The organism is Desulfosceptrum tomskiensis (assembly GCF_049818055.1).
In the GTDB taxonomy this organism is placed as follows: domain Bacteria; phylum Bacillota; class Desulfotomaculia; order Desulfotomaculales; family JASEER01; genus JBFLVT01.
In genome coordinates, this window is sequence record NZ_CP187479.1 from 727,581 (window position 1) to 746,571 (window position 18,991).

The window sequence follows — 18,991 nt, forward strand, 5'->3', positions numbered from 1 at the left end:
AACGGGAGGGTGACATGGAGATTAAATCTGACTGCCGCGTTAAAGTAAAGAAGGTGTGCCCGCTCATCGGCGGGAGCGTGCCCGAGCCCCGCTGCGCCACCAGCGGTTCGGCCGGCCTGGATTTGCCGGCTTGCATCAGTAATCCGGTAACCCTGGCACCGGGGGAGATCGTCGGAATACCGACCGGCATAGCCATCGAGCTGCCTTCCGAGTTGCTGGTTGCCCTGGTCTTCCCGCGCAGCGGCCTGGCGGCCAAACACGGCGTTACGCTGGCCAATGCCGTAGGCGTAATTGATGCGGATTACCGCGGCGAGATCGTTTGCCCGCTGATCAACCTGGGAAAGGAACCTTTCACCGTCAAGACCGGCGACCGGATCGCGCAGCTTCTGGTTGTATCGCTGGTCAAGCCGGCATTGGAGTGGGTCGAAGAACTGTCGCCCAGCGGGCGCGGCGCCGGCGGCTTTGGTTCTACGGGCATTTAATACGGCTATTTTTTTCGGATGAAGGGTGGACATATTTCCACAACCTGTCCCATAGACATTATCTAGGAGAGTATTGCAAAGTTAACGTATCGGGTTCAGGCACAGTTTTTCAACGGTCTCCTAGGGGGTGGAAGTATGGGAACCCTTCTATTCCTTTTGCTGGCCTTCATACTCCTGAGTGTCTTTTTCATTTGGGAGCGCAGTCGTCCCCAGGTGTACAGAGCGGCCAAGTCCTGGGACCTCAACGAACCGTCCCCTTTATCCCGCGCTATCACGGGCTTGCTCGGGGTTGGCGGGGGTATATACCTTTCGCTCCAGCTCTTCATCGGCTTTCTTGAGATCGAGGTTCCGTCGCTGGTCAGCCTGGGGGGCATGAAGGTCGATCCCGTCGCCACGCTCTCCTTGAGCCTGGCGATCATCCAGGCGTTTATCCAGTATTTTTACCGTCGCTTCGTAATACGGTAGGGAGGCTAGCGGGTATGAGGCTGTCGGAGCTTTTCGGCAAGGAAATCGTCAATCTCTACAATGGATGCCGCCTTGGCGCGATCGGTGAAACCGACCTGATCATCGATTCGCGCACGGGGAAGATCCAGTCGCTTGTCCTGCCCCGGAAGCCGAATCTCCTAAACATATGGTTTGAAGGGAGGCAGCTTATCGTGCCCTGGGAAGCCGTCCGCAAGATAGGCAACGACGTTATCGTCGTCGACCTGGACAATACCTCGGACAGCCTGGGAAAGTTCGCCTTGTAGCTTGCCAGCCTATTTTCTTTTTATGCCCCCGCTCACCAGGGACTGTTGAAAACTTCGCCCGCGGTTTGGTAAGTGTGAGGTGAGTGGTGAGAGGCTGTTTGAGAACGCCGGCGGCTACTAATACTATGTGGAAACAGACCTTGGAGGCTCCCCCTTGAGTTATAAAAGGCGTCTTGAACTCCTCCGCGGAATAGGAGAATTGCGCCAGACCGCCGTCATCACTTTTTTTACCGGCGACCGCGAGAACGTAAGCACGCGCATCGCGCCGGACGCCGTGCCTGTGTTTTACCGGCACCTGCGCCAGGCAAGCCCTGCCCGGGGGATCGACCTCTTCCTCTATACTCGCGGAGGGGACGTGCTCACCCCCTGGCGGCTGGTGCATCTGTTCCGGGAATTCGCCCCCCGGTTTTCGGTGCTGGTACCTTTCAGGGCTTACAGTGCCGGCACCCTCCTCTGCCTCGGTGCCGACGAGATCCTGATGACGCCTCTTGCCGAGCTCGGCCCGATTGACCCCAGCGTCGTCAACGCCTTTAACCCCCAGGACCCGGTTAACCCGGCGGCAAGGATCCCGGTCAACGTTGAGGACGTGTACGCTTATCTGGCCCTGGTTCGCGAGGAGGCGCTCGTCAGGTCGGAGCCTTTTCTCACGCAGGCTTTTCTCAGGCTGGCCGAAACCATCCACCCGCTGGCCTTGGGCAACGTGCACCGCAACTACAATTTGGTGCGCTCCCTGGCCAAAAGACTTCTCGCTATGCCCCGGAACAGGTATGGACCGGAGCAGGTGCAGCACATCGTGGACAGCCTGACGCAAAAGCTTTACGCCCACAACCATATGATATCCCGTCAAGAGGCCGGCGCGGAGATCGGCCTCAATGTCGTTAAACCCGACGGCGAGATGGAAAGCCTGATGTGGGAGCTGTACGAGGAGTACCGCGCCCGGCTGCGTCTTGACGAGCCGTTTGATCCGGCGGCGCTGCTGGCCGGGGCGAGCCGTGCGGAGTTCGAAGTTGCCGGAGGGTTTATCGAGTCGGAAGCCGGGCAGGACGCGTATGTTTTCCGCGGGACGGTGGAACGGCGGGAGTTTCCGGACGGACCCCAGATCAACGTAAATATCGTGCAGCAGGGCTGGCGGATGACGAGAGGAGGGACCGGACATGAAAGACGACGCGACTGAAAAGGGGACGGTTGCTGTGCGCTTCAATTATCCCCGCAAACAACGGTACTACGTCCTCAGCGATTCTACCGGTTACATCCCCGCCGATTACCGGCCGCCGTACGGACCGGCGGCGGGGAGGCAGATCATCGTCCGCGAGAATGAGTGAAACGAAGTACCGATGGCGATTGACTGACGACCGATCTTGACAAGCTTCTTCTTATGTAATACAAATAAGCAAAAATCTTGTCTGTCAAAAGGTGGTTGTTTTTTGTGCCTACGGTAGTCGTGTCTGGAGCTGCGGGGAGGATGGGCCGGGAGGTCGTCAAGGCCGTTGCCGGCGAGCCGGATTTGACCTTGGTCGGCGCGGTTGATGTTTCGCACGCGGGCGAGGACTGCGGGGTGCTGGCCGGCATCGGGCCGGTGGGCATAGAAATCGAGCCCGACCTCGGCCGGTGTTTAAGCGCCCTGCGCCCGGACGTGATGGTGGACTTCACTACTCCCGCCTCCGTGGTCAAAAACGTCTTGCTCGCTCTCGATGCAGGAGTGCGGCCGGTTGTCGGCACCACCGGAATCGGCAGGAGCGACCTCGAGCGGATGACGGCTTATGCCGAAGAGCGCTCGCTTGGCGGGCTGGTGGCGCCGAATTTTGCGATAGGCGCCATTCTGATGATGCGTTTCGCAGAAATGGCGGCGTCCTACTTCCCGGCCGTCGAAATTATCGAGCTGCACCACGACCACAAGCTTGACGCCCCTTCCGGGACCGCCCTGAAAACAGCGGAAATGATTGCGGCGGTAAGAGCCGACTCGCGCCACAACGCCGGGCGCGAAGAGCTTAAGATTCCCGGGGCCCGCGGCGGGGAGTACGACGGGGGCATACGGGTTCACAGCGTTCGTCTCCCGGGGCTCGTCGCTCATCAAGAGGTGGTTTTCGGCGGGCAGGGCCAGACCCTGACGATCAGGCACGACTCCATCTCGCGGGAATCCTTTATGCCCGGGGTTATCCTGGGTATCCGCAAGGTAATGGGCTTAAACCGTTTGGTCTACGGGCTGGACAAGCTTATCTTCGAATAAAGGCGGGTTTCCGTACAAGCACCGCCCCCTGGAACAGCTCATATGATGTCGTATAGCCAGGGGGTGTGTAGCCATGCAATCAATCAGAGGGGTGCGGATAAGCATCTTGGGCGGAGACGCCCGCAGCGCTTATGCGGCTACCCAGCTTGCGGAGTACGGTGCCCTTGTACGAGTGTCCTTTCTGCCGGTCAATTCCGGGGTTCCCAACGTTACAACGACTGAAGACCTTGAGGAACTGGTTGCCAGTGCCGATGCCCTTGTCGTTCCTTTGCCGGGCATCAACCAGGAAGGGCTTTTAGCCACCCTGAACGGGGAACTGGTTGCCATTCCGGAACGGATTTTTGCGAAGGTCCCGCGGACCTGCCCGGTGATCTGTATCCTGGCGAAGCTGTATCTGAAGGATGTAGTAAGGCGTTACGGTTTGCAACTAGTTGAGCTCAATCAGCGCGATGATTTTGCCATCCTCAACTCGATTCCCTCCGCGGAGGGCGCGATTCAGATGGCAATGAGCAAGACATTGATCACCATTCACGGGTCCCGTTCCCTGGTCGTCGGCTTTGGCCGTACCGGCATAACGCTGGCCAGGCTTCTTAAAGGCATGGGAGCGATGACCGCCGTGGCGGCCCGTAACCCTGCCGCTCAGGCGCGCGCCCTGGAGATGGGCTGCGAGGTGTTTGACTTCGACAGGCTGGGCGATGCCGTCAGCAGGGCGGAGATCATTTTCAACACCGTTCCGCAGATGGTCCTTGACAGGCCGGTCCTGCAGCGCGTTTTGCCGGGAACGTATATCCTCGACCTCGCCTCCGCGCCCGGGGGAACGGATTTCAAGGCTGCTGAACAGTTGGGCATCACGGCCGAGCTGGCCCCGTCGCTCCCGGGGATGGTTGCTCCCAAGACCGCAGGCCAAATTCTGGCGCGCATTGTGGCGAAGGTAATCGCCGAGTCACCCCCGGCTTCCGCAGAAGACGGGAGGTGATTGTTGATGCGCTACAAAGGACTCAGGATCGGTTTCGGGATAACCGGTTCCTTCTGTACCTTGGAAGCGGTGTTCAAACAAATTGAAGGGTTGTTGGCGCAAGGAGCCGAAATAATACCTATCGTTACCCAAGAAGTCGCCGCCATTGACACCCGCTATGGCACTGCGGCCTCGTGGCTTTCGCGACTGGAAAAACTCACGGGACATACCGTTCTTAAAGATATCGTCGGGGTCGAGCCCCTTGGACCCAACAAGCTGGTCGACGTGGTCGTGATCGCCCCGTGCACCGGCAACACGCTGGCTAAGCTGGCCAACGGGATAACGGACAATCCCGTATTGATGGCCGCCAAGGCCCATCTCAGAAACGGGGGTCCCGTCGTTATCGCGGTCTCGACAAATGACGGACTGGGATTGAATGCCCGGAACTTAGGTACCCTATTGAATACCAAAAACGTATACTTCGTTCCTTTCGGGCAGGATAACCCCGCCGGCAAACCAAATTCACTCGTGGCCAAAATGGACATGGTTGGACCGACGGTCACCGAAGCCCTGAAGGGACGGCAGTTGCAGCCTGTATTGGTGACTTATAACTGAGAGGGAGGTTGTACGTTGGGCGGACGCAGCGTATGTGTAGTGGGTGCCACCGGCGCGGTAGGGCAGGAAATCTTGAAGGTTCTGGATGAGCGAAAATTCCCGATCTCGGAATTGCGCCTTCTGGCGACCTCGCGTTCAGCCGGGAAAAAGATCGCGTTCAGGGGTGAGACGATTACCGTCGAAGAGACGACGCACTCTTCGTTTCGGAATGTGGAAATCGCCCTGTTCGCAGGCGGCGCGGCCAGCAAGGAGTTCGCCCGTACGGCGGCTAAGGAAGGCGCGGTTGTCATCGATAACTCCAGCGCTTTCCGAATGGATCCGGAGGTGCCTCTGGTCGTTCCGGAGGTCAATCCCGAGGATGTCAGGTGGCACAAGGGTATTATCGCCAACCCGAACTGTTCCACGATCATTATGGCGGTGCCGTTGAAACCCATCTACGACGCTGTGGGTGTCGAACGGATCGTGGTCGCTACCTATCAGGCCGTTTCGGGGGCCGGCGCGGCGGCGATTACCGAACTGGAGGAACAGACAAGGGCCGTCTTGAACGGTGAACGGTCCGAACCGAAGGTGTTTCCGTACCAGATCGCCTTCAACCTTATCCCGCACATCGATGTCTTCCAGGACCTCGACTACACGAAGGAAGAATGGAAGATGGTCAAGGAAACGAGGAAAATATTCCACGACGAATCGCTGCGGATCACGGCCACGACGGTCCGCGTGCCGGTCGTACGCTGTCATTCGGAAGCCGTCAACATCGAGACCAGGAAGCCGCTTTTGCCTGACGAAGCCCGTCGCATCCTCGGGCAGGCCCCCGGAGTGATCGTGTACGACGAGCCTGCCGCGAAGAAGTACCCGATGCCGGTGCTGGCGGCGGACAGGGACGAAGTTTTCGTCGGCAGGATAAGACAAGATAACTCCACGGCCAACGGTTTGAACATGTTCATCGTCGCCGACCAGCTCAGGAAGGGAGCCGCCACGAACGCCGTCCAGATCGCGGAGATTCTGATCGCTTACGGGATGGTTTAAAGAATTTTCGGTCCATAGATCCCGGAAAGTGGCGAGAGGGGTTGAGGATGAGGTTTTTGGTGCAGAAGTTCGGCGGAACGTCTTTAAGTACCGCCGAGCTCCGTGAACGTGCCGCTGCCAAGGTCATCGCGGCGGAGGAACAGGGATACCGTCCGGTGGTCGTCGTTTCGGCGATGGGAAGGCAGGGGGATCCGTACTCGACGGACAGTTTGCTCGGCCTGGCCGAGGACTTGAGGGATAACGTTACCCCGCATGATAAGGATCTGCTGATGTCGTGCGGCGAAATCATTTCTGGCGTGCTCGTCGCGGCAACGCTGCGCAAATACGGACGAAACGTGGTCTTCTTAAGCGGTCCGCAGGCCGGCATCATCACCAACGCCTATCACAACGAGGCCAGGATTCTGCGTGTTAAGCCCAAAAGGATTATTGAGGCCGCCGAGGAAGGCAAGATCGTGGTGGTGGCCGGTTTCCAGGGCGTCACCGAAGACGGCGAGATCACCACGCTCGGCCGGGGAGGCAGCGATACGACGGCCGCGGCCCTGGGGGTGGCTTTAAACGCCGTGGCTATCGACATATACACCGACGTGGACGGCGTCATGACCGCCGACCCGCGCATCGTTACAGAGGCCAAGCCCTTGGAAAAAGTTACCTATAACGAGATATGCCAGCTGGCCCAGGAAGGCGCCAAGGTGATCCATCCCCGCGCTGTTGAGATCGCGATGCAAAAAAATATTCCCCTGTGGATCAAGTCGACTTTCAGCGATGCGCCGGGGACGCTGATTACGAACCACGCGGAGGTTTTCAACGGCAGCATTGACATTACGTCGGACCGGCTGATCACGGGTATTACCTACATACAGCACATCAGCCAGATCAAGGTGGCCGCGGGGGCGGAAGTTACAGCACGCCAGGTATTCCGCGCAATGGCCGACGCCGGCGTCAGCGTGGACCTGATCAACGTGCATCCCGACGTCGTGGCTTTCACCGTGAAGGACCTGGATGTAAGTAAAGCGGTCCGTACGCTGGAAGACATGGGCTGCCGCCCGGAGGTGACCGCCGGGTGCGCGAAGATTGCCGCTGTGGGCGCCGGCATGACCGGCGTGCCGGGTGTAATGGCCCGCATCGTCGAGGCTCTTGCCGACCAGGGCATCGAGATCTTGCAATCCGCCGATTCCTATACCACGATTTGGGTGCTCGTAAGACGCCGGGATATGGAGAAGGCTATTCGCGCGTTGTATGAAAAGTTTCATCTTCGGGAGGCGAGATAATTGACTTTTGATTTTGGGCGTGTTTTAACGGCGATGGTGACCCCCTTTGACCGTTCGCTCGAGGTTAACCTGCCTGTGGCCCGCAAGCTTGCCAGGTACCTGGTGGAGAACGGCTCCGACGGCCTGCTCGTTTGCGGAACGACCGGGGAATCACCGACGCTCGGCAAGGACGAAAAGGTCGAGCTTTTCCGTGCTGTGGTGGAAGAGGTCGGCGGCAAGGCCGTCGTCGTGGCGGGGACCGGGAGCTATTCCACCAAGGAGAGCATCGCCCTGACCCAGGCCGCGGAGAAGGTCGGCGTAGACGCGCTGCTCCTGGTATGCCCTTACTACAACAAGCCCTCCCAGGAAGGGTTGTACCAGCATTTTAAAGCCGTCGCCGAGTCGACCAGTCTCCCGATCATGCTGTACAACATCCCCTCCCGCACCGGGGTCAATCTCCTCCCGCAGACGGTGGCCCGGCTGGCACAGATCCCGAACATCATCGCCTTGAAAGAATCGACGGGCAGCACGGATCAAGCCACGGAATTGCTACGCCTGCTGCCGGAATCCTTCGCCGTTTACAGCGGCGACGACTCCATGACGCTCCCTTTGCTGTCTCTGGGGTGCAAGGGCGTCGTCAGCGTGCTCGCCCACCTGATGGGCAGGCAGATCCAGGAGATGTGTGACGCCTTTACCACCGGCAATGTGGGACGGGCGGCAAAACTGCACCGCGAGCTTTACCCGATGATTAAGGGGATCTTCATCACCACGAACCCCGTACCCATCAAAGCGGCGCTCAATCTCTTGGGCTGGGGGGTCGGGCCGCCGCGACCGCCGCTTGTCGAGGCCAACGACGAGGAGAAGGAAGCCTTAAGGAAGCTCATGTGTTCGGCAGGGCTGCTGTAAATTGGCTCAATCCCGACGGATTGAGCGGCGGTAGGCAGTAATAATTGATCGTCGGTTGTAGGCCGTCAAGGTCGCCGGGATAGAAGGGATTCGCGGAGCGAATCCCTTTAAGGTATGTTTTTCTCTTTTGGTTATACTTGTCTATTAAGGCCAAAAAATATACAATGTTTTCAGAATTCGTGAACGGACCGGCACCGGGTTCTTTATTTTTTTGTAAAACAGGAGGTGTACGACAGACGCGCGATGGAAAACTGCAAATAATCCCGCTCGGAGGGCTCGGTGAGATCGGTAAGAATATCATGGCCGTCCGTTACGGCAATGATATCGTCGTCATAGATTGCGGACTGATGTTTCCCGAGGAGGAGATGCTCGGCATCGATATCGTGATTCCGGACGTCTCCTATCTTCTCGAAAACCAGTTGCTGGTACGGGGCATCGTTCTCACGCACGGACACGAGGATCACATCGGCGCTCTCCCCTACGTGTTGAAACAGCTGAATGTGCCGGTTTACGGGACGAAGTTGACCCTCGGCCTGCTGAGCGGAAAACTGCGCGAGCAGGAGTTTGAAGACCAGGCCGATCTCCGGGTCGTAAAACCGCGTGACGCTATTCGTATCGGGGCTTTTGGCGTGGAGTTCATTCGCGTCTCGCACAGCGTTCCCGACGCCGTCGCTCTGGCGCTGCACACCCCGCTGGGCGTGGTGGTACATACCGGCGACTTCAAGATCGACCATACACCGGTCGACGGGGAGATGATCGACCTGCACCGCTTCGCCCAGCTCGGGGAGAAGGGTGTGCTGGTCTTGCTTTCGGACAGCACCAACGTGGAACGTCCCGGCTTTACCATGTCCGAGTCCGTGGTCGGGGAGACCTTTGACCGCGCTTTTCGGAAGGCCAAGGAACGCATTCTCGTCGCCACCTTCGCTTCGAACGTGCACCGCCTGCAGCAGGCGATTATGGCGGCGCACCGGCACGGGCGCAAGGTAGCGGTAGTCGGCCGGAGCATGGTCAACGTCGTCAACACGGCCTTTGAATTGGGTTACCTGAACATCCCTCCCGATACCCTGGTCGACATCGAGGAAGCCGGCCGCTTGCCCCGCAACAAGGTGGTATTGCTGACCACCGGGAGCCAGGGCGAGCCTATGTCGGCTCTGACGCGAATGGCTATGGACAGCCACAAGCAGGTGGACATCCTCCCCGGCGACACCATTATCATCTCGGCTACGCCGATTCCCGGCAATGAGAAGCTCGTCGGCCGGATTATCGACCATTTGTTGAGACTCGGGGCGGAAGTCTATTACGAGTCCACGTCGGGTATCCACGTTTCCGGCCATCCCAGCCAGGAAGAACTCAAGTTGATGATTAACCTTGTGCGTCCGAAATTCTTTGTGCCGGTCCATGGAGAATACCGGATGCTTAAGAAACACGCCGAGCTGGCCAAAAGCCTGCAAATCCCCCCCGAAAACATCTTCGTAGCGGAAAACGGGCAGGTGCTGGAGTTTACGAAGAAGGCGGGCCGCATAGCCGGCCGCGTGACTTCGGGAAAGGTCCTGGTCGACGGGCTCGGCGTGGGCGACGTCGGCAACATCGTCCTGCGCGACCGCAAGCAGCTCGCGCTTGACGGCATACTGATTGTCGTGGTCACCATCAACCAGAGCCAGGGAGAGGTCCTGGCCGGCCCGGACATCGTCTCGCGCGGCTTCGTTTACGTGCGCGAGTCCGAGGCGCTAATGGACGACGCCAAGGAAAAGGTGCGCGAGGCCCTGGAGAAGTGTACCAAGCGCGGCATCAGCGAGTGGTCCGTCTTAAAGTCGGAGATGCGTGAAACACTCAGCAAGTTCTTGTATGAGAAAACGGGCCGACGGCCGATGATCCTGCCGATCATCATGGAAATTGAATGACAACAAGGCCGCATCCGCGGGATGCGGCCTTGTTGGTAGTTAAGTATAAATTGGGTGCCGGGCCGTCCGGGAATGCCAAATTTTTAGGAAACATTAAAGATCCAGCGCAGCAGTTCGAAAGATAATGCGGCGATAAGAGCCGTCGCTGGAATGGTAAAAACCCAGGTCGTAACCATGTTGCGGGTGGTGGTCCACTTTACCGACGAGGACCGCCGGGCCAGTCCCACACCGACGATCGACGAAGAAATAACGTGAGTGGTACTGACGGGCTGGCTGAGAAGGGTTGCCGTAAGAATGGTAACGGCCGAGCCCAAGTCCGCGGAGAAACCGCTTGAAGGGCGCAGCGGGAAAATGCGCGTGCCCACCGTTTTAATGATGCGCCAGCCACCTGCATAGGTGCCCAGGGCCATGGCCAGGGCCGCCGCAATTTTGACCCACAACGCTACCTCCAGGGTGTCCTGAAAACCGCCGGCGACAAGGGCGAAGGTGATGATGCCCATGGTTTTCTGCGCGTCGTTGGTGCCGTGGGTAAAGGCCTGAAAGGCGGCGGTAAAGAGCTGTCCTTTGCGGAAACCGTTGTTGATCCGGTGAGGATTGGCATTGGCGAAGACCATTCTTACCAGGCTCATCAGCGTGTAGCCGACTGTAGCGGCAACCAGGGGTGAGAGAATAAGGGAGGCGATGATCTTGGTAAAACCGCCTGCATTGACGGCCGAGAACCCCGCCGCGGCGACAACGGCTCCTGTCAACGCCCCGATCAGGGCATGCGATGAACTCGACGGCATGCCGACGTACCAGGTGACGAGGTTCCAAAAAATTGCGGCGATAAGGGCTGCCAGAACGATGTAGAGTCCTGCTTCCAGTTTCATCGGGTCGGCGATTTTGCCGCCGATGGTTTTAGCCACGCCGGTAAAGGTCAGCGCTCCGACGAAGTTCATTACGGCGGCCAACAAAACGGCAAAACGCGGGTTAAGCGCCCGCGTGGAGATGGGACTGGCGATTGCGTTGGCGGTGTCGTGGAAACCGTTGACGAAGTCGAAGGCGAGCGCCAGCGCAACCACTGTAGCGATTAGCCATAAATCACAAAACATCGCTTCCTCCGTAACGGCGAATTACGAATTGCGCATGATGATGCTTTCCAGGATGTCGGCGACATCTTCGCAGAGGTCGGAGATGTTTTCCAGGACGGTGTAGATTTCCTTTTTTTTGATGATCTGGATGGCGTCCTTCTCCTGTGTAAAGAGGGCCTTCATGCTGACCAAAAGCAGTTCGTCGGCCTCGTTCTCCAATTCGTTGATTGAATGCGTGTACTGGGTGATTTGCGTCAGCTTGCGTTCGGTAAGGAGATGTATGGCGGCCGTTACCTCGTCGATGCAGTGGCCGATGTTTTGCGAGAACGCGGTGGTGAAGGTGCATTCGCTGATGCCGTAAATGTCGATGAGGGATGCCGCAGCCTCAAGTCCGTCCAGGATGTCGTCCAGCTTCACTGTCAGGCCGAGGATGTCTTCGCGCTCCAGCGGAGTGACAAAGGTGGTGTTGAGCGCTTTGAAGATAGCGTGGGTAAAGCCGTCACCCTTCTTCTCGTATTCCTTCATCTGCCGGGCAAAGCCTTCGAGGTCTTTAGTGGCGCAAACATTAGCCCTGAAATAGGCGGAGGCCTCGTTTAAATTCTTGACAATCAGTTGAAACTGTTGAAAAAAGAAGTTCTGTTTGCGGAAATGAAACACCGGCATCCCACCTCGTTCAGTTCTCTACCTGCAATGTTAGCACAACCTGTCCTAATTGTCGAAACAATTTAACATTCCAGGTACGGTTCCAGTATGAGTAAAGTTAAGTCGGGTGGCTAAGGGAGGGATTTGCTAAAAAGAAGGGACGAGAGACCAATCCTCCGAAGTGATGGAATAGCCACAAACCACACAAAGGAGGCGGCCCTCGTCCGTGGAAAAACTTCACGAAAGGTTCAACGTTTCCTTCCTTGATTGTGAGCGATTTTTGTGGACGGCATTAAAAGCTGTGTTCAGTGAACACTTGCGGCAGTTACTGGAGCTGTTGGACGAGGAGATCTGCAGGCACCGTGACAAAGACCGTTACAAAGTCTTAGAGACCGTCAGCCGAGAGGTTGAAACCCTCGTGGGTCCGGTTCGGTTTCGTCGTCGGTGCTACTTGGATGTTCAAACGGGGGAGAGAGTCTACCTCCTCGATGAGGTTCTTCAACTGCCTAAGCGCAGCCGTATATCCCCCGGGCTCATTATGGCCTTAGCCCTACTTGGTACCCAATGTCCTTCTTACCGGATGGCAGAGGATAATATCCGTGAGGTGTTTGGGGAGAGAATTTGCAGCCATGAAACGGTACGCCAGGTAATACTCCAAGTCGGCAGAAAGCTTCAGGTAGAGCAAGCACAGCAGCGGGAATCTCCCCAGGGAAAGCTTAAAGTGCCGGTATTACTACTAGAAGTAGACGGTCTTTGGACTTCACTTCAGCGTGAAAAGGACCCGTCCAAGGAGATACGTATCCTGGTCAGTCATGAGGGGTGGGAGCGACGTCATCCCTGCAGTAACGAGTACATGCTACGCAACAAGCTTCACTTTACGTGGGACGGCCGTACGGAAGAATTCTGGGAAGAGGCCAGCCGCTATCTTGTCGCGCGGTATGATTTGGAGAACACCCTGGTAGTCATCAATGGTGATCGGGCATCTTGGATCCGAAAAGGAGTGCAGTGGTTTCCCCGGGCCATCTACCAAGTGGATCGGTTTCATCTACAACGGGATATTCGCTCCCTCTTGAAAGGCCAGCCGGAAAGGCAGAAGATCGCCAAGGAGGCTTTTGAAGCCAGCGATGAGGGACTGTTTTTGGCCACCTTGGCCGAGGCAGCAGCGCAGGAGAAGGATCCTAAGCTGCGCCGCAAGTTAGAGGCCTTTGTCGCCGACCTATCAAGCATGCCCGAAGCCCTTCGTGATTACCGCAAGCGGCTTCCTGACTACGGCATAGATCCCGAGGGATTCCGCGGTTTAGGCGCCGCTGAGTCCCAGATGGACCTCTTTAGCAACCGTCTGAAAAAGCGTGGCCAGAGCTGGAGACTGCCTGGGCTAAGGGCTATCCTGGCAACACTTACGGCCGGATTTGAGGGGCGGCTTCATCAAAGTGCCGAGCAACTGGAGAGAGCCGAGCAATTGCTACAGCGTAAGAAACTGCATTTGAGTGCCGGCCGGATTATGGGGAAGCTTGGCTCGGCGATAGCCGAACCTCGGTCGGGGCATCTACCAGTCACCGAGCGCGGCCGGAATGCATCGGGTGGACTGTCTCTACTAATGCGGCGTTTGAGCCATCCCCTATTCTCGACTACCTAAACCTGTGAGTGGCCCGCTTCGGAGGGAGAAGTACCCGAATCCACTTGACAGACACCGGTTCCAGCGGCCATTGACCCGGGTGTAAAGGACTGTTACCATATTTTCGCGGGTAGTATGTTTTGTCTCGCGCCTTAGGATGGGGAAACGATTAACGTTGTTAAGTTATTTGCGGACAGAAAGGGGCCGGTAGACAATTCTCTGGTTGACAACACTCCTCACTGTCGTGTTTGACCAGGCGAGCAAATGGGTCATCGCCGCCGCGCTGCCTCTGGGCGTAAGCGTGCCCGTCATCCCCGGGATTCTTTACTTGACGCACATTCACAACCCCGGGGGCGCTTTCGGACTGCTGAACGGGCAAACCGGCGTCCTCACGGGTGTTACCGTCGCCGTCGTCCTGGCTGCGTTCGTCGGTCACCGGAAAATTGTCGGGACTGGCCTGGCGGTTCCCGCCGGATTGATCCTGGGCGGGGCCGTCGGTAACCTTATCGACCGACTGCGATGGCAAGGCGTTGTGGATTTCATCGACTTCAGGGTGTGGCCGGTGTTTAACGTCGCGGACGTGGCTATCGTTTCGGGCGTCGTCCTCGTACTCCTGAAAAGTTATTGCAAACATGCCGAAGAATGAGGTGCGCTATGCCCGCCCTGATGCGCTTTGAAGTGGACGAGCCGGAATCCGGTGTCCGGCTGGACGTGTACCTGGCCGATTCGGACGATCTCGATTTAACCCGGTCACGCATCCAGAAGCTGATCGCCGAAGGTTGCGTAACGGTGAACGGGCAGCCTGCCGGACGTCCCAGCTACCGTCTGAAGGCGGGCGACGTCGTGGCCATCGTCGTGCCGGAGCCCGTCGCCCCCAGGGTTGAGCCCGAAGACATACCCCTGGACATCGTCTGCGAGGATGAGGCTGTGCTGGTGATTAACAAGCCCCGCGGAATGGTTGTCCATCCCGGCGCGGGTAATTACACCGGAACGCTCGTCAACGCCCTGCTTTATCACTGTAAAGACCTTTCCGGCATCAACGGCGTTCTGCGGCCCGGTATCGTTCACCGCCTCGATAAGGATACGTCTGGGCTGCTGATGGTGGCCAAGACCGACCGGGCCCACCAGTTCCTGGCCGCCGAACTCAAGGCGCGGCGCATCCTGCGCGAGTACCTGGCGCTCGTGCACGGGACGCCCCCAAAAGATGCGGGGACGGTCGACGCCCCCATCGGACGCCACCCCAGGGATCGCCAGCGCATGGCGGTTACGCGTCAGGGACGTCCCGCCGTTACGCACTGGCGGGTTGCGCAGCGTTACGCGGGTTATACGCTGTTGCAGCTGCGGTTGGAAACGGGGCGCACGCACCAGATCCGCGTACACATGGCTTACATCGGCTATCCACTGGTCGGTGACCTCAAGTACGGCCGGGCCAAGGCGGAGTTCGGCCTTTCAGGCCAGTTTCTCCACGCCGGGCGGTTGGGGTTTACCCACCCGGAAACGCATGAGTTCATGGAATTCGCGGCCGGGCTGCCGGCGGAACTTGCCGCCGTCCTCGAAAAGCTTACTGCAGTTTGAGGTAGCGCGCGAATTCCATGAACAGGGCCATGATCCCCGCAGCCATGAGCGGCCCGACCGGCATGCCGTTCAGGAAGACGATCCCGAAAATCGAGCCGATAATCAGGCCGAAAATCACCTGCGGATCGAGCTGCAGGATCCTCAAACCCTCGTAATTCAGGTGGGTGGCCAGGGCTCCGCCGAGAAAAGCGAAAAGACCCGGCAGCGTGGTGAGGTTGTAAAGGATGTCGTGGGCCCCGATTTTGCCGTTGGCCAGCGGGACCATAATCGTCAAAAGAAGGAACAGTAAGCCGATTTCCAAGCCCAGTTTCTCGAGGAAACCGAACAGGGCGTGCATGTTGGCAAGCCTGATAATCAGCAGGATACATGCCGCCGCGGCCAGGAGGTTGGATTTGGCCGCCAGACCCGTAATGACCAGTGCACCCAGGATGATCTCTGCGCTCATTGCCGGTTGTGCCTTTCGTTTATTTTCCACCCTATGCCAGAAAGGGCCTGTTTAGAAGGGGGGATGGGCGCGAACGGCGGGCTGTTTCCCCAAAAAAAAACGGCTTCGTTAAGCCGTTTGGGGGAAATTCTTCTCTTACTTCGCGATAGCCTGGCAATATTTCAGGGTATCGCCGCGCAGTCCGACCCGCAGGGCCTCGAGTGACAGGACCTCCTGGGGAGGGATGTTGCCGAGGTTGACGTCGGGTCCAAAGCGGATGATGAGCTCCTGCTGTTGTTCCTTGAGCGGCGCCTCCCAAAAGATGACGTCTTTATCGGGAAGATAGGCTGTGAATTCCTCCAGGGAGCCAGGCTTAATGTGCCCCTGTTCGTCGTAGATGACCACACCTTTACCGAATTCGCGCCCTTCGACTATAACCCAGTCGGCGCCGTAGGTAAGGTCGTCAACAGCCTGTGCGGCGAGTTCCTTAAGGGATGGACAGACGTTGGGGTCCTTTTTGCCGACTTCGGTCAGAATGGTAAAACCCATTTCCTTTCCCCTGAGTATGGCTTCGCGACGAACCCGGGGTTCCAGCGAGATGGTGCCGTCGCTAACCTCGATAGCCGTAAAGCCTAAAACCTTCGCCAGGTTCAGGAAACGCTTCAGCTTGCCCTGAGCTATGGCGATCTCCAGGAAGGTGCCGCCAGGATAGATGTCTACGTTATACTGCCTGACTAGCGAAAGTTTTTCCTGAAGAATCCCGTCGGAATAAAGGGCTGACGTGCCGAACCCCAGCTTGATGAAGTCAATGTGGTTGCCCGCTATTTCCAGGAGGTCTTTGGTTTCTCCCAGTCCCAACCCTTTATCGAGAATCATCGTCAAGCCGCGCTGACGAGGTTTCGGGCTCCGGCCAGTCAAAGGAAAAGCAACCATCTCCCGCCAATTTTCCATTCTGCCAGCTCCTTTCGCATGGTTTAGGTGCTTACGGGGGACTGACTGGCACCTCCCGATTGGCTTTGTGTGTAATCTATGCAAAATTCTGGCTTGTGTTACAGGGGAACTTGGCGCTTTTTCTCAGTTATTCTTCTACCCTTGGGAGATGTCTTTTGATTTGATGAGGAAGAAGGAAAGCACGGCGGTAGCGGCGGTTACGCCGGCCGGGATCCAGCCCATAGGTTTAAGTCCCGACTGCAGGAGCAGGCTAAAGACCGGGGGCCCCGCAGCTACGCCCAGGAAGCGCACCGAGCCGTAGAGCGAAGTCACCAGCCCGCGTTCCTCGGCGTCGGTGCTGCTGGTGATAATGGTGTTCAGGATGGGCAAAACCATGCCGGTGCCGATCCCGATAAGGGATATGGTCGTGAAAAAGAAATAGGTGTTGTTGCAGAGCGGGAGTACGGCAAGCGAAGCCGAGTCGACGGCCAGGCCCGCGATGAGCACGGCCTTCATCAGCTTGGCCTTGCGCTTGATGAGGAAACCCGTGGCGTAGGCCGTGGCCGACATGAACAGGACCGGTATGGCCAGGGCCAGGCCTTTTACGATCCCCTCCAGGCCGTACCGTTTTTCCAGATGTTCGGACAGGAAAAAGAGTATCCCGAAGAGCGTCATCAAGGCAAGACTCCCTGCCAGGTACGATAGGAGGAGCAGGGCGGTTTTTTTCTTAAACAGTTTTGTAAGGGACTCAAGGTATTTCCCTACGGGCTGTGGTTTTTTTGTCTGTTGGGGTTCCTTTACGCCGAACCACAGGGCGGCCGCAGCGGCCAGCGTGATGACGGGGAAGAACAGGAAGGGCGCAAACCACGCCAGCAAACCCAGGGCTGCCCCTAAAATGGGGCTCATCACCTTGCCGAAGCCGTTGGCGGCCTCGATGACCCCCAGGGCCTTGGTGCGTTTCTGTCCCTGGAAGAGGTCGCTGGTCAGCGCCATGGCGATCGGCGCCGTTCCCGCAGCACCCAGGCCCTGAAGGATGCGCCCGGTAAGGATGATGACGTAGGTGGCGGCGCCGCCGAGCAGGGCGGCGATTCCGGCGACCAGCCCCCCCAGCCCGTAGAGAAGAAGAGAAGGGCCGATAACGATCTTCCTGGAGAAATGGTCGGAAAGGAATCCGGAAACGGGAATAATGAGACTGGCTGGAACCGAGAACAGGGTGATGACCAGGCTGGCCTGCAGGGAAGAGATATTCAGGGCACGCTGCAAATCAGGAAGTATGGGGATGAGCATGGAGTTCCCGAGCACCATCGTAAAGGGAACCCCGCTCAAGGCAGTCAGCTCGACGATGTGTTTCCTGTCCATTTGGTACCCCCTTGCCTCGTTATTTTCCCTCCCGGCACAATGCCATATACTTCGATCGGCGCGCATAGACATGCAGGGAATGGCCTTTCACGGGGGGGGGGGTGCAGCTGGTGGACAAATTCGTGTACGGGATGGCCGGACTCAGGTTCCTCTCGGCTTCGATAGAGTTTTCGGCGGCGATGCTGATGCTTTATTTCGGGCGCATCGAAACGGCTTTTCAGATCAACGCCCTGCTGTCCATCGTCGGCCCGACGGTGCTGATGCTGGTGACAGCTTTAGGCTTGTGCGGCCTGGCTGGCAAGGTTTCACCGACCGGCATGGCTATGGTGGTCGCGGGCGTGGCACTGATTTTCCTGGGCATTCGACGATTCTGAAAACTCATTAATAATAATTTATGCTTGACATGTGATGGTGCGGGGGATATCATATCTAGGAACAAACCACCTTTAAGCCGGTCCGAGAGGCCGGCAAGGGACCATAGCGTTAACCCCGCGCAGGGGACACTATGCCTGCTTAACCAAGGTGGTTGGCAGGTTTTTTGTTGTGGTGATGGCTTTGGATGACAGCTCTAAGCTGAGAGAGAAAGCGCAGATCATGGATGCCCAAGGAATGGCCCGCGCCTTGACGCGCATCGCCCACGAGATCATCGAGCGCAATAAGGGCGTGGACGACGTAGCCTTGATCGGGATCCGCCGGCGGGGCGTCCCCCTGGCGGAGCGCCTGGCGGCGAAGATCAAAGCCATTGAAGGGAAGGCGGTTCCCGTAGGTTACCTCGACATCACCTTGTACCGCGACGATCTGACCAGGCTTGATTACCACCCGCATCTGTACCATACCAGGGTGGATTTCCCGGTAACCGACAAGCATATCATCCTGGTGGACGACGTCCTCTACACGGGGCGGACGGTACGGGCGGCGATGGACGCGATAATGGATCTCGGTCGGCCGCGGACGATCCAACTGGCGACGCTGGTGGACCGGGGTCACCGGGAATTGCCTATAAGATGTGATTACGTCGGGAAGAACGTTCCCACGTCGGGAAGAGAGGTTGTCTCAGTCCATATCGAGGAAATCGACGGCGAGGACAGGGCCGTGATTCAGGAGCTTATAGAATGACGGAGCCATCCTTTTAAAGACGGTCCAGAGAGGCCGGCAAAGGAAAGGCGACCAGCGTCAGATTTTGCCGGCCTCTACCCAGGTTGAACGGGGGGAGGCTTTTATTTTGGGCTCAAGGACAGCGATAGGGCGCAACCTGCTCGGCCTCGAGG

Annotated in this window: 22 protein-coding genes; 17 read left to right on the forward strand and 5 right to left on the reverse strand. The window is 57.8% G+C overall.

All coding sequences use genetic code 11. The annotated features are described in order from the left end of the window. The first annotated feature begins 14 nt into the window (after positions 1 to 14). The 12 genes from dut to ACPV0M_RS03755 all read left to right on the forward strand — a co-directional run bounded on the left by dut (position 15) and on the right by ACPV0M_RS03755 (position 10,108). Positions 15 to 482, forward strand: a complete 468-nt coding sequence (dut, locus tag ACPV0M_RS03700) for a dUTP diphosphatase (RefSeq protein WP_425621625.1) — start codon at positions 15 to 17, stop codon at positions 480 to 482. A gap of 135 nt (positions 483 to 617) precedes the next feature. Beyond that, positions 618 to 947 (forward strand): hypothetical protein, encoded by a 330-nt coding sequence (locus tag ACPV0M_RS03705; protein ID WP_425621626.1) that lies wholly within the window; start codon positions 618 to 620, stop codon positions 945 to 947. Positions 948 to 961: 14 nt separating this feature from the next. Continuing rightward, entirely contained in the window at positions 962 to 1,231 is a 270-nt protein-coding gene (locus ACPV0M_RS03710; RefSeq protein WP_425621627.1) for a YlmC/YmxH family sporulation protein, read from the forward strand. A gap of 154 nt (positions 1,232 to 1,385) precedes the next feature. Further along, complete coding sequence (locus ACPV0M_RS03715; protein WP_425621628.1) at positions 1,386 to 2,405, forward strand: SDH family Clp fold serine proteinase; 1,020 nt, start codon at positions 1,386 to 1,388, stop codon at positions 2,403 to 2,405. After that, on the forward strand, positions 2,386 to 2,553 hold the full coding sequence (locus ACPV0M_RS03720; RefSeq protein WP_425621629.1) for a hypothetical protein: 168 nt from the start codon (positions 2,386 to 2,388) through the stop codon (positions 2,551 to 2,553). Before ACPV0M_RS03715 ends, ACPV0M_RS03720 begins: the two co-directional genes overlap by 20 nt. A 104-nt stretch (positions 2,554 to 2,657) precedes the next feature. Then, positions 2,658 to 3,458 (forward strand): 4-hydroxy-tetrahydrodipicolinate reductase, encoded by an 801-nt coding sequence (dapB, locus tag ACPV0M_RS03725; RefSeq protein WP_425621630.1) that lies wholly within the window; start codon positions 2,658 to 2,660, stop codon positions 3,456 to 3,458. 73 nt (positions 3,459 to 3,531) lie between these two features. Beyond that, positions 3,532 to 4,434 carry a dipicolinate synthase subunit DpsA gene (dpsA, locus tag ACPV0M_RS03730; protein ID WP_425621631.1) on the forward strand — a complete coding sequence of 301 codons (903 nt, stop codon included), beginning with the start codon at positions 3,532 to 3,534 and terminating at the stop codon, positions 4,432 to 4,434. Between the two features lie 6 nt (positions 4,435 to 4,440). Further along, positions 4,441 to 5,028, forward strand: a complete 588-nt coding sequence (locus ACPV0M_RS03735; RefSeq protein ID WP_425621632.1) for a dipicolinate synthase subunit B — start codon at positions 4,441 to 4,443, stop codon at positions 5,026 to 5,028. A gap of 15 nt (positions 5,029 to 5,043) precedes the next feature. Further along, entirely contained in the window at positions 5,044 to 6,054 is a 1,011-nt protein-coding gene (locus ACPV0M_RS03740) for an aspartate-semialdehyde dehydrogenase (protein WP_425621633.1), read from the forward strand. A 47-nt stretch (positions 6,055 to 6,101) separates the two neighbouring features. Further along, the gene (dapG, locus tag ACPV0M_RS03745) at positions 6,102 to 7,322 is read left to right on the forward strand and encodes an aspartate kinase (RefSeq protein ID WP_425621634.1); all 1,221 of its coding nucleotides are present in this window, start codon (positions 6,102 to 6,104) and stop codon (positions 7,320 to 7,322) included. Beyond that, on the forward strand, positions 7,323 to 8,207 hold the full coding sequence (dapA, locus tag ACPV0M_RS03750; protein WP_425621635.1) for a 4-hydroxy-tetrahydrodipicolinate synthase: 885 nt from the start codon (positions 7,323 to 7,325) through the stop codon (positions 8,205 to 8,207). A gap of 299 nt (positions 8,208 to 8,506) precedes the next feature. Beyond that, positions 8,507 to 10,108 (forward strand): ribonuclease J, encoded by a 1,602-nt coding sequence (locus ACPV0M_RS03755; protein WP_425621636.1) that lies wholly within the window; start codon positions 8,507 to 8,509, stop codon positions 10,106 to 10,108. A gap of 83 nt (positions 10,109 to 10,191) precedes the next feature. Here ACPV0M_RS03755 and ACPV0M_RS03760 read toward each other — a convergent pair whose 3' ends face one another. Both ACPV0M_RS03760 and ACPV0M_RS03765 read right to left on the reverse strand, forming a co-directional pair. Next, the gene (locus ACPV0M_RS03760) at positions 10,192 to 11,199 is read right to left on the reverse strand and encodes an anion permease (protein WP_425621637.1); all 1,008 of its coding nucleotides are present in this window, start codon (positions 11,197 to 11,199) and stop codon (positions 10,192 to 10,194) included. Positions 11,200 to 11,220: 21 nt separating this feature from the next. After that, positions 11,221 to 11,835, reverse strand: coding sequence for a DUF47 domain-containing protein (locus tag ACPV0M_RS03765; RefSeq protein ID WP_425621638.1), 615 nt, complete (start codon positions 11,833 to 11,835; stop codon positions 11,221 to 11,223). Between the two features lie 211 nt (positions 11,836 to 12,046). On the opposite strand from ACPV0M_RS03765, the gene ACPV0M_RS03770 reads away from it, so the two are divergent. The 3 genes from ACPV0M_RS03770 to ACPV0M_RS03780 all read left to right on the forward strand — a co-directional run bounded on the left by ACPV0M_RS03770 (position 12,047) and on the right by ACPV0M_RS03780 (position 15,010). Beyond that, the gene (locus ACPV0M_RS03770; protein ID WP_425621081.1) at positions 12,047 to 13,456 is read left to right on the forward strand and encodes an ISLre2 family transposase; all 1,410 of its coding nucleotides are present in this window, start codon (positions 12,047 to 12,049) and stop codon (positions 13,454 to 13,456) included. 202 nt (positions 13,457 to 13,658) lie between these two features. Next, on the forward strand, positions 13,659 to 14,081 hold the full coding sequence (gene lspA / locus ACPV0M_RS03775; RefSeq protein ID WP_425621639.1) for a signal peptidase II: 423 nt from the start codon (positions 13,659 to 13,661) through the stop codon (positions 14,079 to 14,081). Between the two features lie 8 nt (positions 14,082 to 14,089). Next, complete coding sequence (locus ACPV0M_RS03780) at positions 14,090 to 15,010, forward strand: RluA family pseudouridine synthase (protein WP_425621640.1); 921 nt, start codon at positions 14,090 to 14,092, stop codon at positions 15,008 to 15,010. Here ACPV0M_RS03780 and ACPV0M_RS03785 read toward each other — a convergent pair. From ACPV0M_RS03785 to ACPV0M_RS03795, 3 genes are all read right to left on the reverse strand, one after another. Then, positions 14,997 to 15,455 (reverse strand): DUF441 domain-containing protein, encoded by a 459-nt coding sequence (locus ACPV0M_RS03785; RefSeq protein WP_425621641.1) that lies wholly within the window; start codon positions 15,453 to 15,455, stop codon positions 14,997 to 14,999. The two genes, ACPV0M_RS03780 and ACPV0M_RS03785, sit on opposite strands and share 14 nt — an antisense overlap. Positions 15,456 to 15,590: 135 nt before the next feature. Beyond that, positions 15,591 to 16,385, reverse strand: coding sequence for a phosphosulfolactate synthase (locus ACPV0M_RS03790; protein WP_425621642.1), 795 nt, complete (start codon positions 16,383 to 16,385; stop codon positions 15,591 to 15,593). A gap of 135 nt (positions 16,386 to 16,520) precedes the next feature. Beyond that, positions 16,521 to 17,723, reverse strand: coding sequence for an MFS transporter (locus ACPV0M_RS03795; RefSeq protein WP_425621643.1), 1,203 nt, complete (start codon positions 17,721 to 17,723; stop codon positions 16,521 to 16,523). Between the two features lie 131 nt (positions 17,724 to 17,854). On the opposite strand from ACPV0M_RS03795, the gene ACPV0M_RS03800 reads away from it, so the two are divergent. Both ACPV0M_RS03800 and pyrR read left to right on the forward strand, forming a co-directional pair. Next, a complete protein-coding gene (locus tag ACPV0M_RS03800) occupies positions 17,855 to 18,097 on the forward strand; it encodes a YqhV family protein (protein WP_425622115.1) in 243 nt (80 codons plus the stop codon). A 175-nt stretch (positions 18,098 to 18,272) separates the two neighbouring features. Further along, positions 18,273 to 18,839, forward strand: coding sequence for a bifunctional pyr operon transcriptional regulator/uracil phosphoribosyltransferase PyrR (pyrR, locus tag ACPV0M_RS03805; protein WP_425622116.1), 567 nt, complete (start codon positions 18,273 to 18,275; stop codon positions 18,837 to 18,839). Positions 18,840 to 18,991 lie beyond the last annotated feature (152 nt).

Bases quoted from the DNA above. Each gene is read 5' to 3' on its own strand.
- ACPV0M_RS03720 (WP_425621629.1), top strand. From the start codon at position 2,386: ATGAAAGACGACGCGACTGAAAAGGGGACGGTTGCTGTGCGCTTCAAT.
- dpsA (WP_425621631.1), top strand. From the start codon at position 3,532: ATGCAATCAATCAGAGGGGTGCGGATAAGCATCTTGGGCGGAGACGCC.
- ACPV0M_RS03785 (WP_425621641.1), bottom strand. From the start codon at position 15,455: ATGAGCGCAGAGATCATCCTGGGTGCACTGGTCATTACGGGTCTGGCG.
- ACPV0M_RS03760 (WP_425621637.1), bottom strand. From the start codon at position 11,199: ATGTTTTGTGATTTATGGCTAATCGCTACAGTGGTTGCGCTGGCGCTC.
- ACPV0M_RS03710 (WP_425621627.1), top strand. From the start codon at position 962: ATGAGGCTGTCGGAGCTTTTCGGCAAGGAAATCGTCAATCTCTACAAT.
- ACPV0M_RS03780 (WP_425621640.1), top strand. From the start codon at position 14,090: ATGCCCGCCCTGATGCGCTTTGAAGTGGACGAGCCGGAATCCGGTGTC.
- dapG (WP_425621634.1), top strand. From the start codon at position 6,102: ATGAGGTTTTTGGTGCAGAAGTTCGGCGGAACGTCTTTAAGTACCGCC.
- ACPV0M_RS03735 (WP_425621632.1), top strand. From the start codon at position 4,441: ATGCGCTACAAAGGACTCAGGATCGGTTTCGGGATAACCGGTTCCTTC.
- pyrR (WP_425622116.1), top strand. From the start codon at position 18,273: ATGGCTTTGGATGACAGCTCTAAGCTGAGAGAGAAAGCGCAGATCATG.
- ACPV0M_RS03800 (WP_425622115.1), top strand. From the start codon at position 17,855: ATGGCCGGACTCAGGTTCCTCTCGGCTTCGATAGAGTTTTCGGCGGCG.
- ACPV0M_RS03790 (WP_425621642.1), bottom strand. From the start codon at position 16,385: ATGGAAAATTGGCGGGAGATGGTTGCTTTTCCTTTGACTGGCCGGAGC.
- ACPV0M_RS03705 (WP_425621626.1), top strand. From the start codon at position 618: ATGGGAACCCTTCTATTCCTTTTGCTGGCCTTCATACTCCTGAGTGTC.
- dut (WP_425621625.1), top strand. From the start codon at position 15: ATGGAGATTAAATCTGACTGCCGCGTTAAAGTAAAGAAGGTGTGCCCG.
- ACPV0M_RS03755 (WP_425621636.1), top strand. From the start codon at position 8,507: ATGGCCGTCCGTTACGGCAATGATATCGTCGTCATAGATTGCGGACTG.
- ACPV0M_RS03795 (WP_425621643.1), bottom strand. From the start codon at position 17,723: ATGGACAGGAAACACATCGTCGAGCTGACTGCCTTGAGCGGGGTTCCC.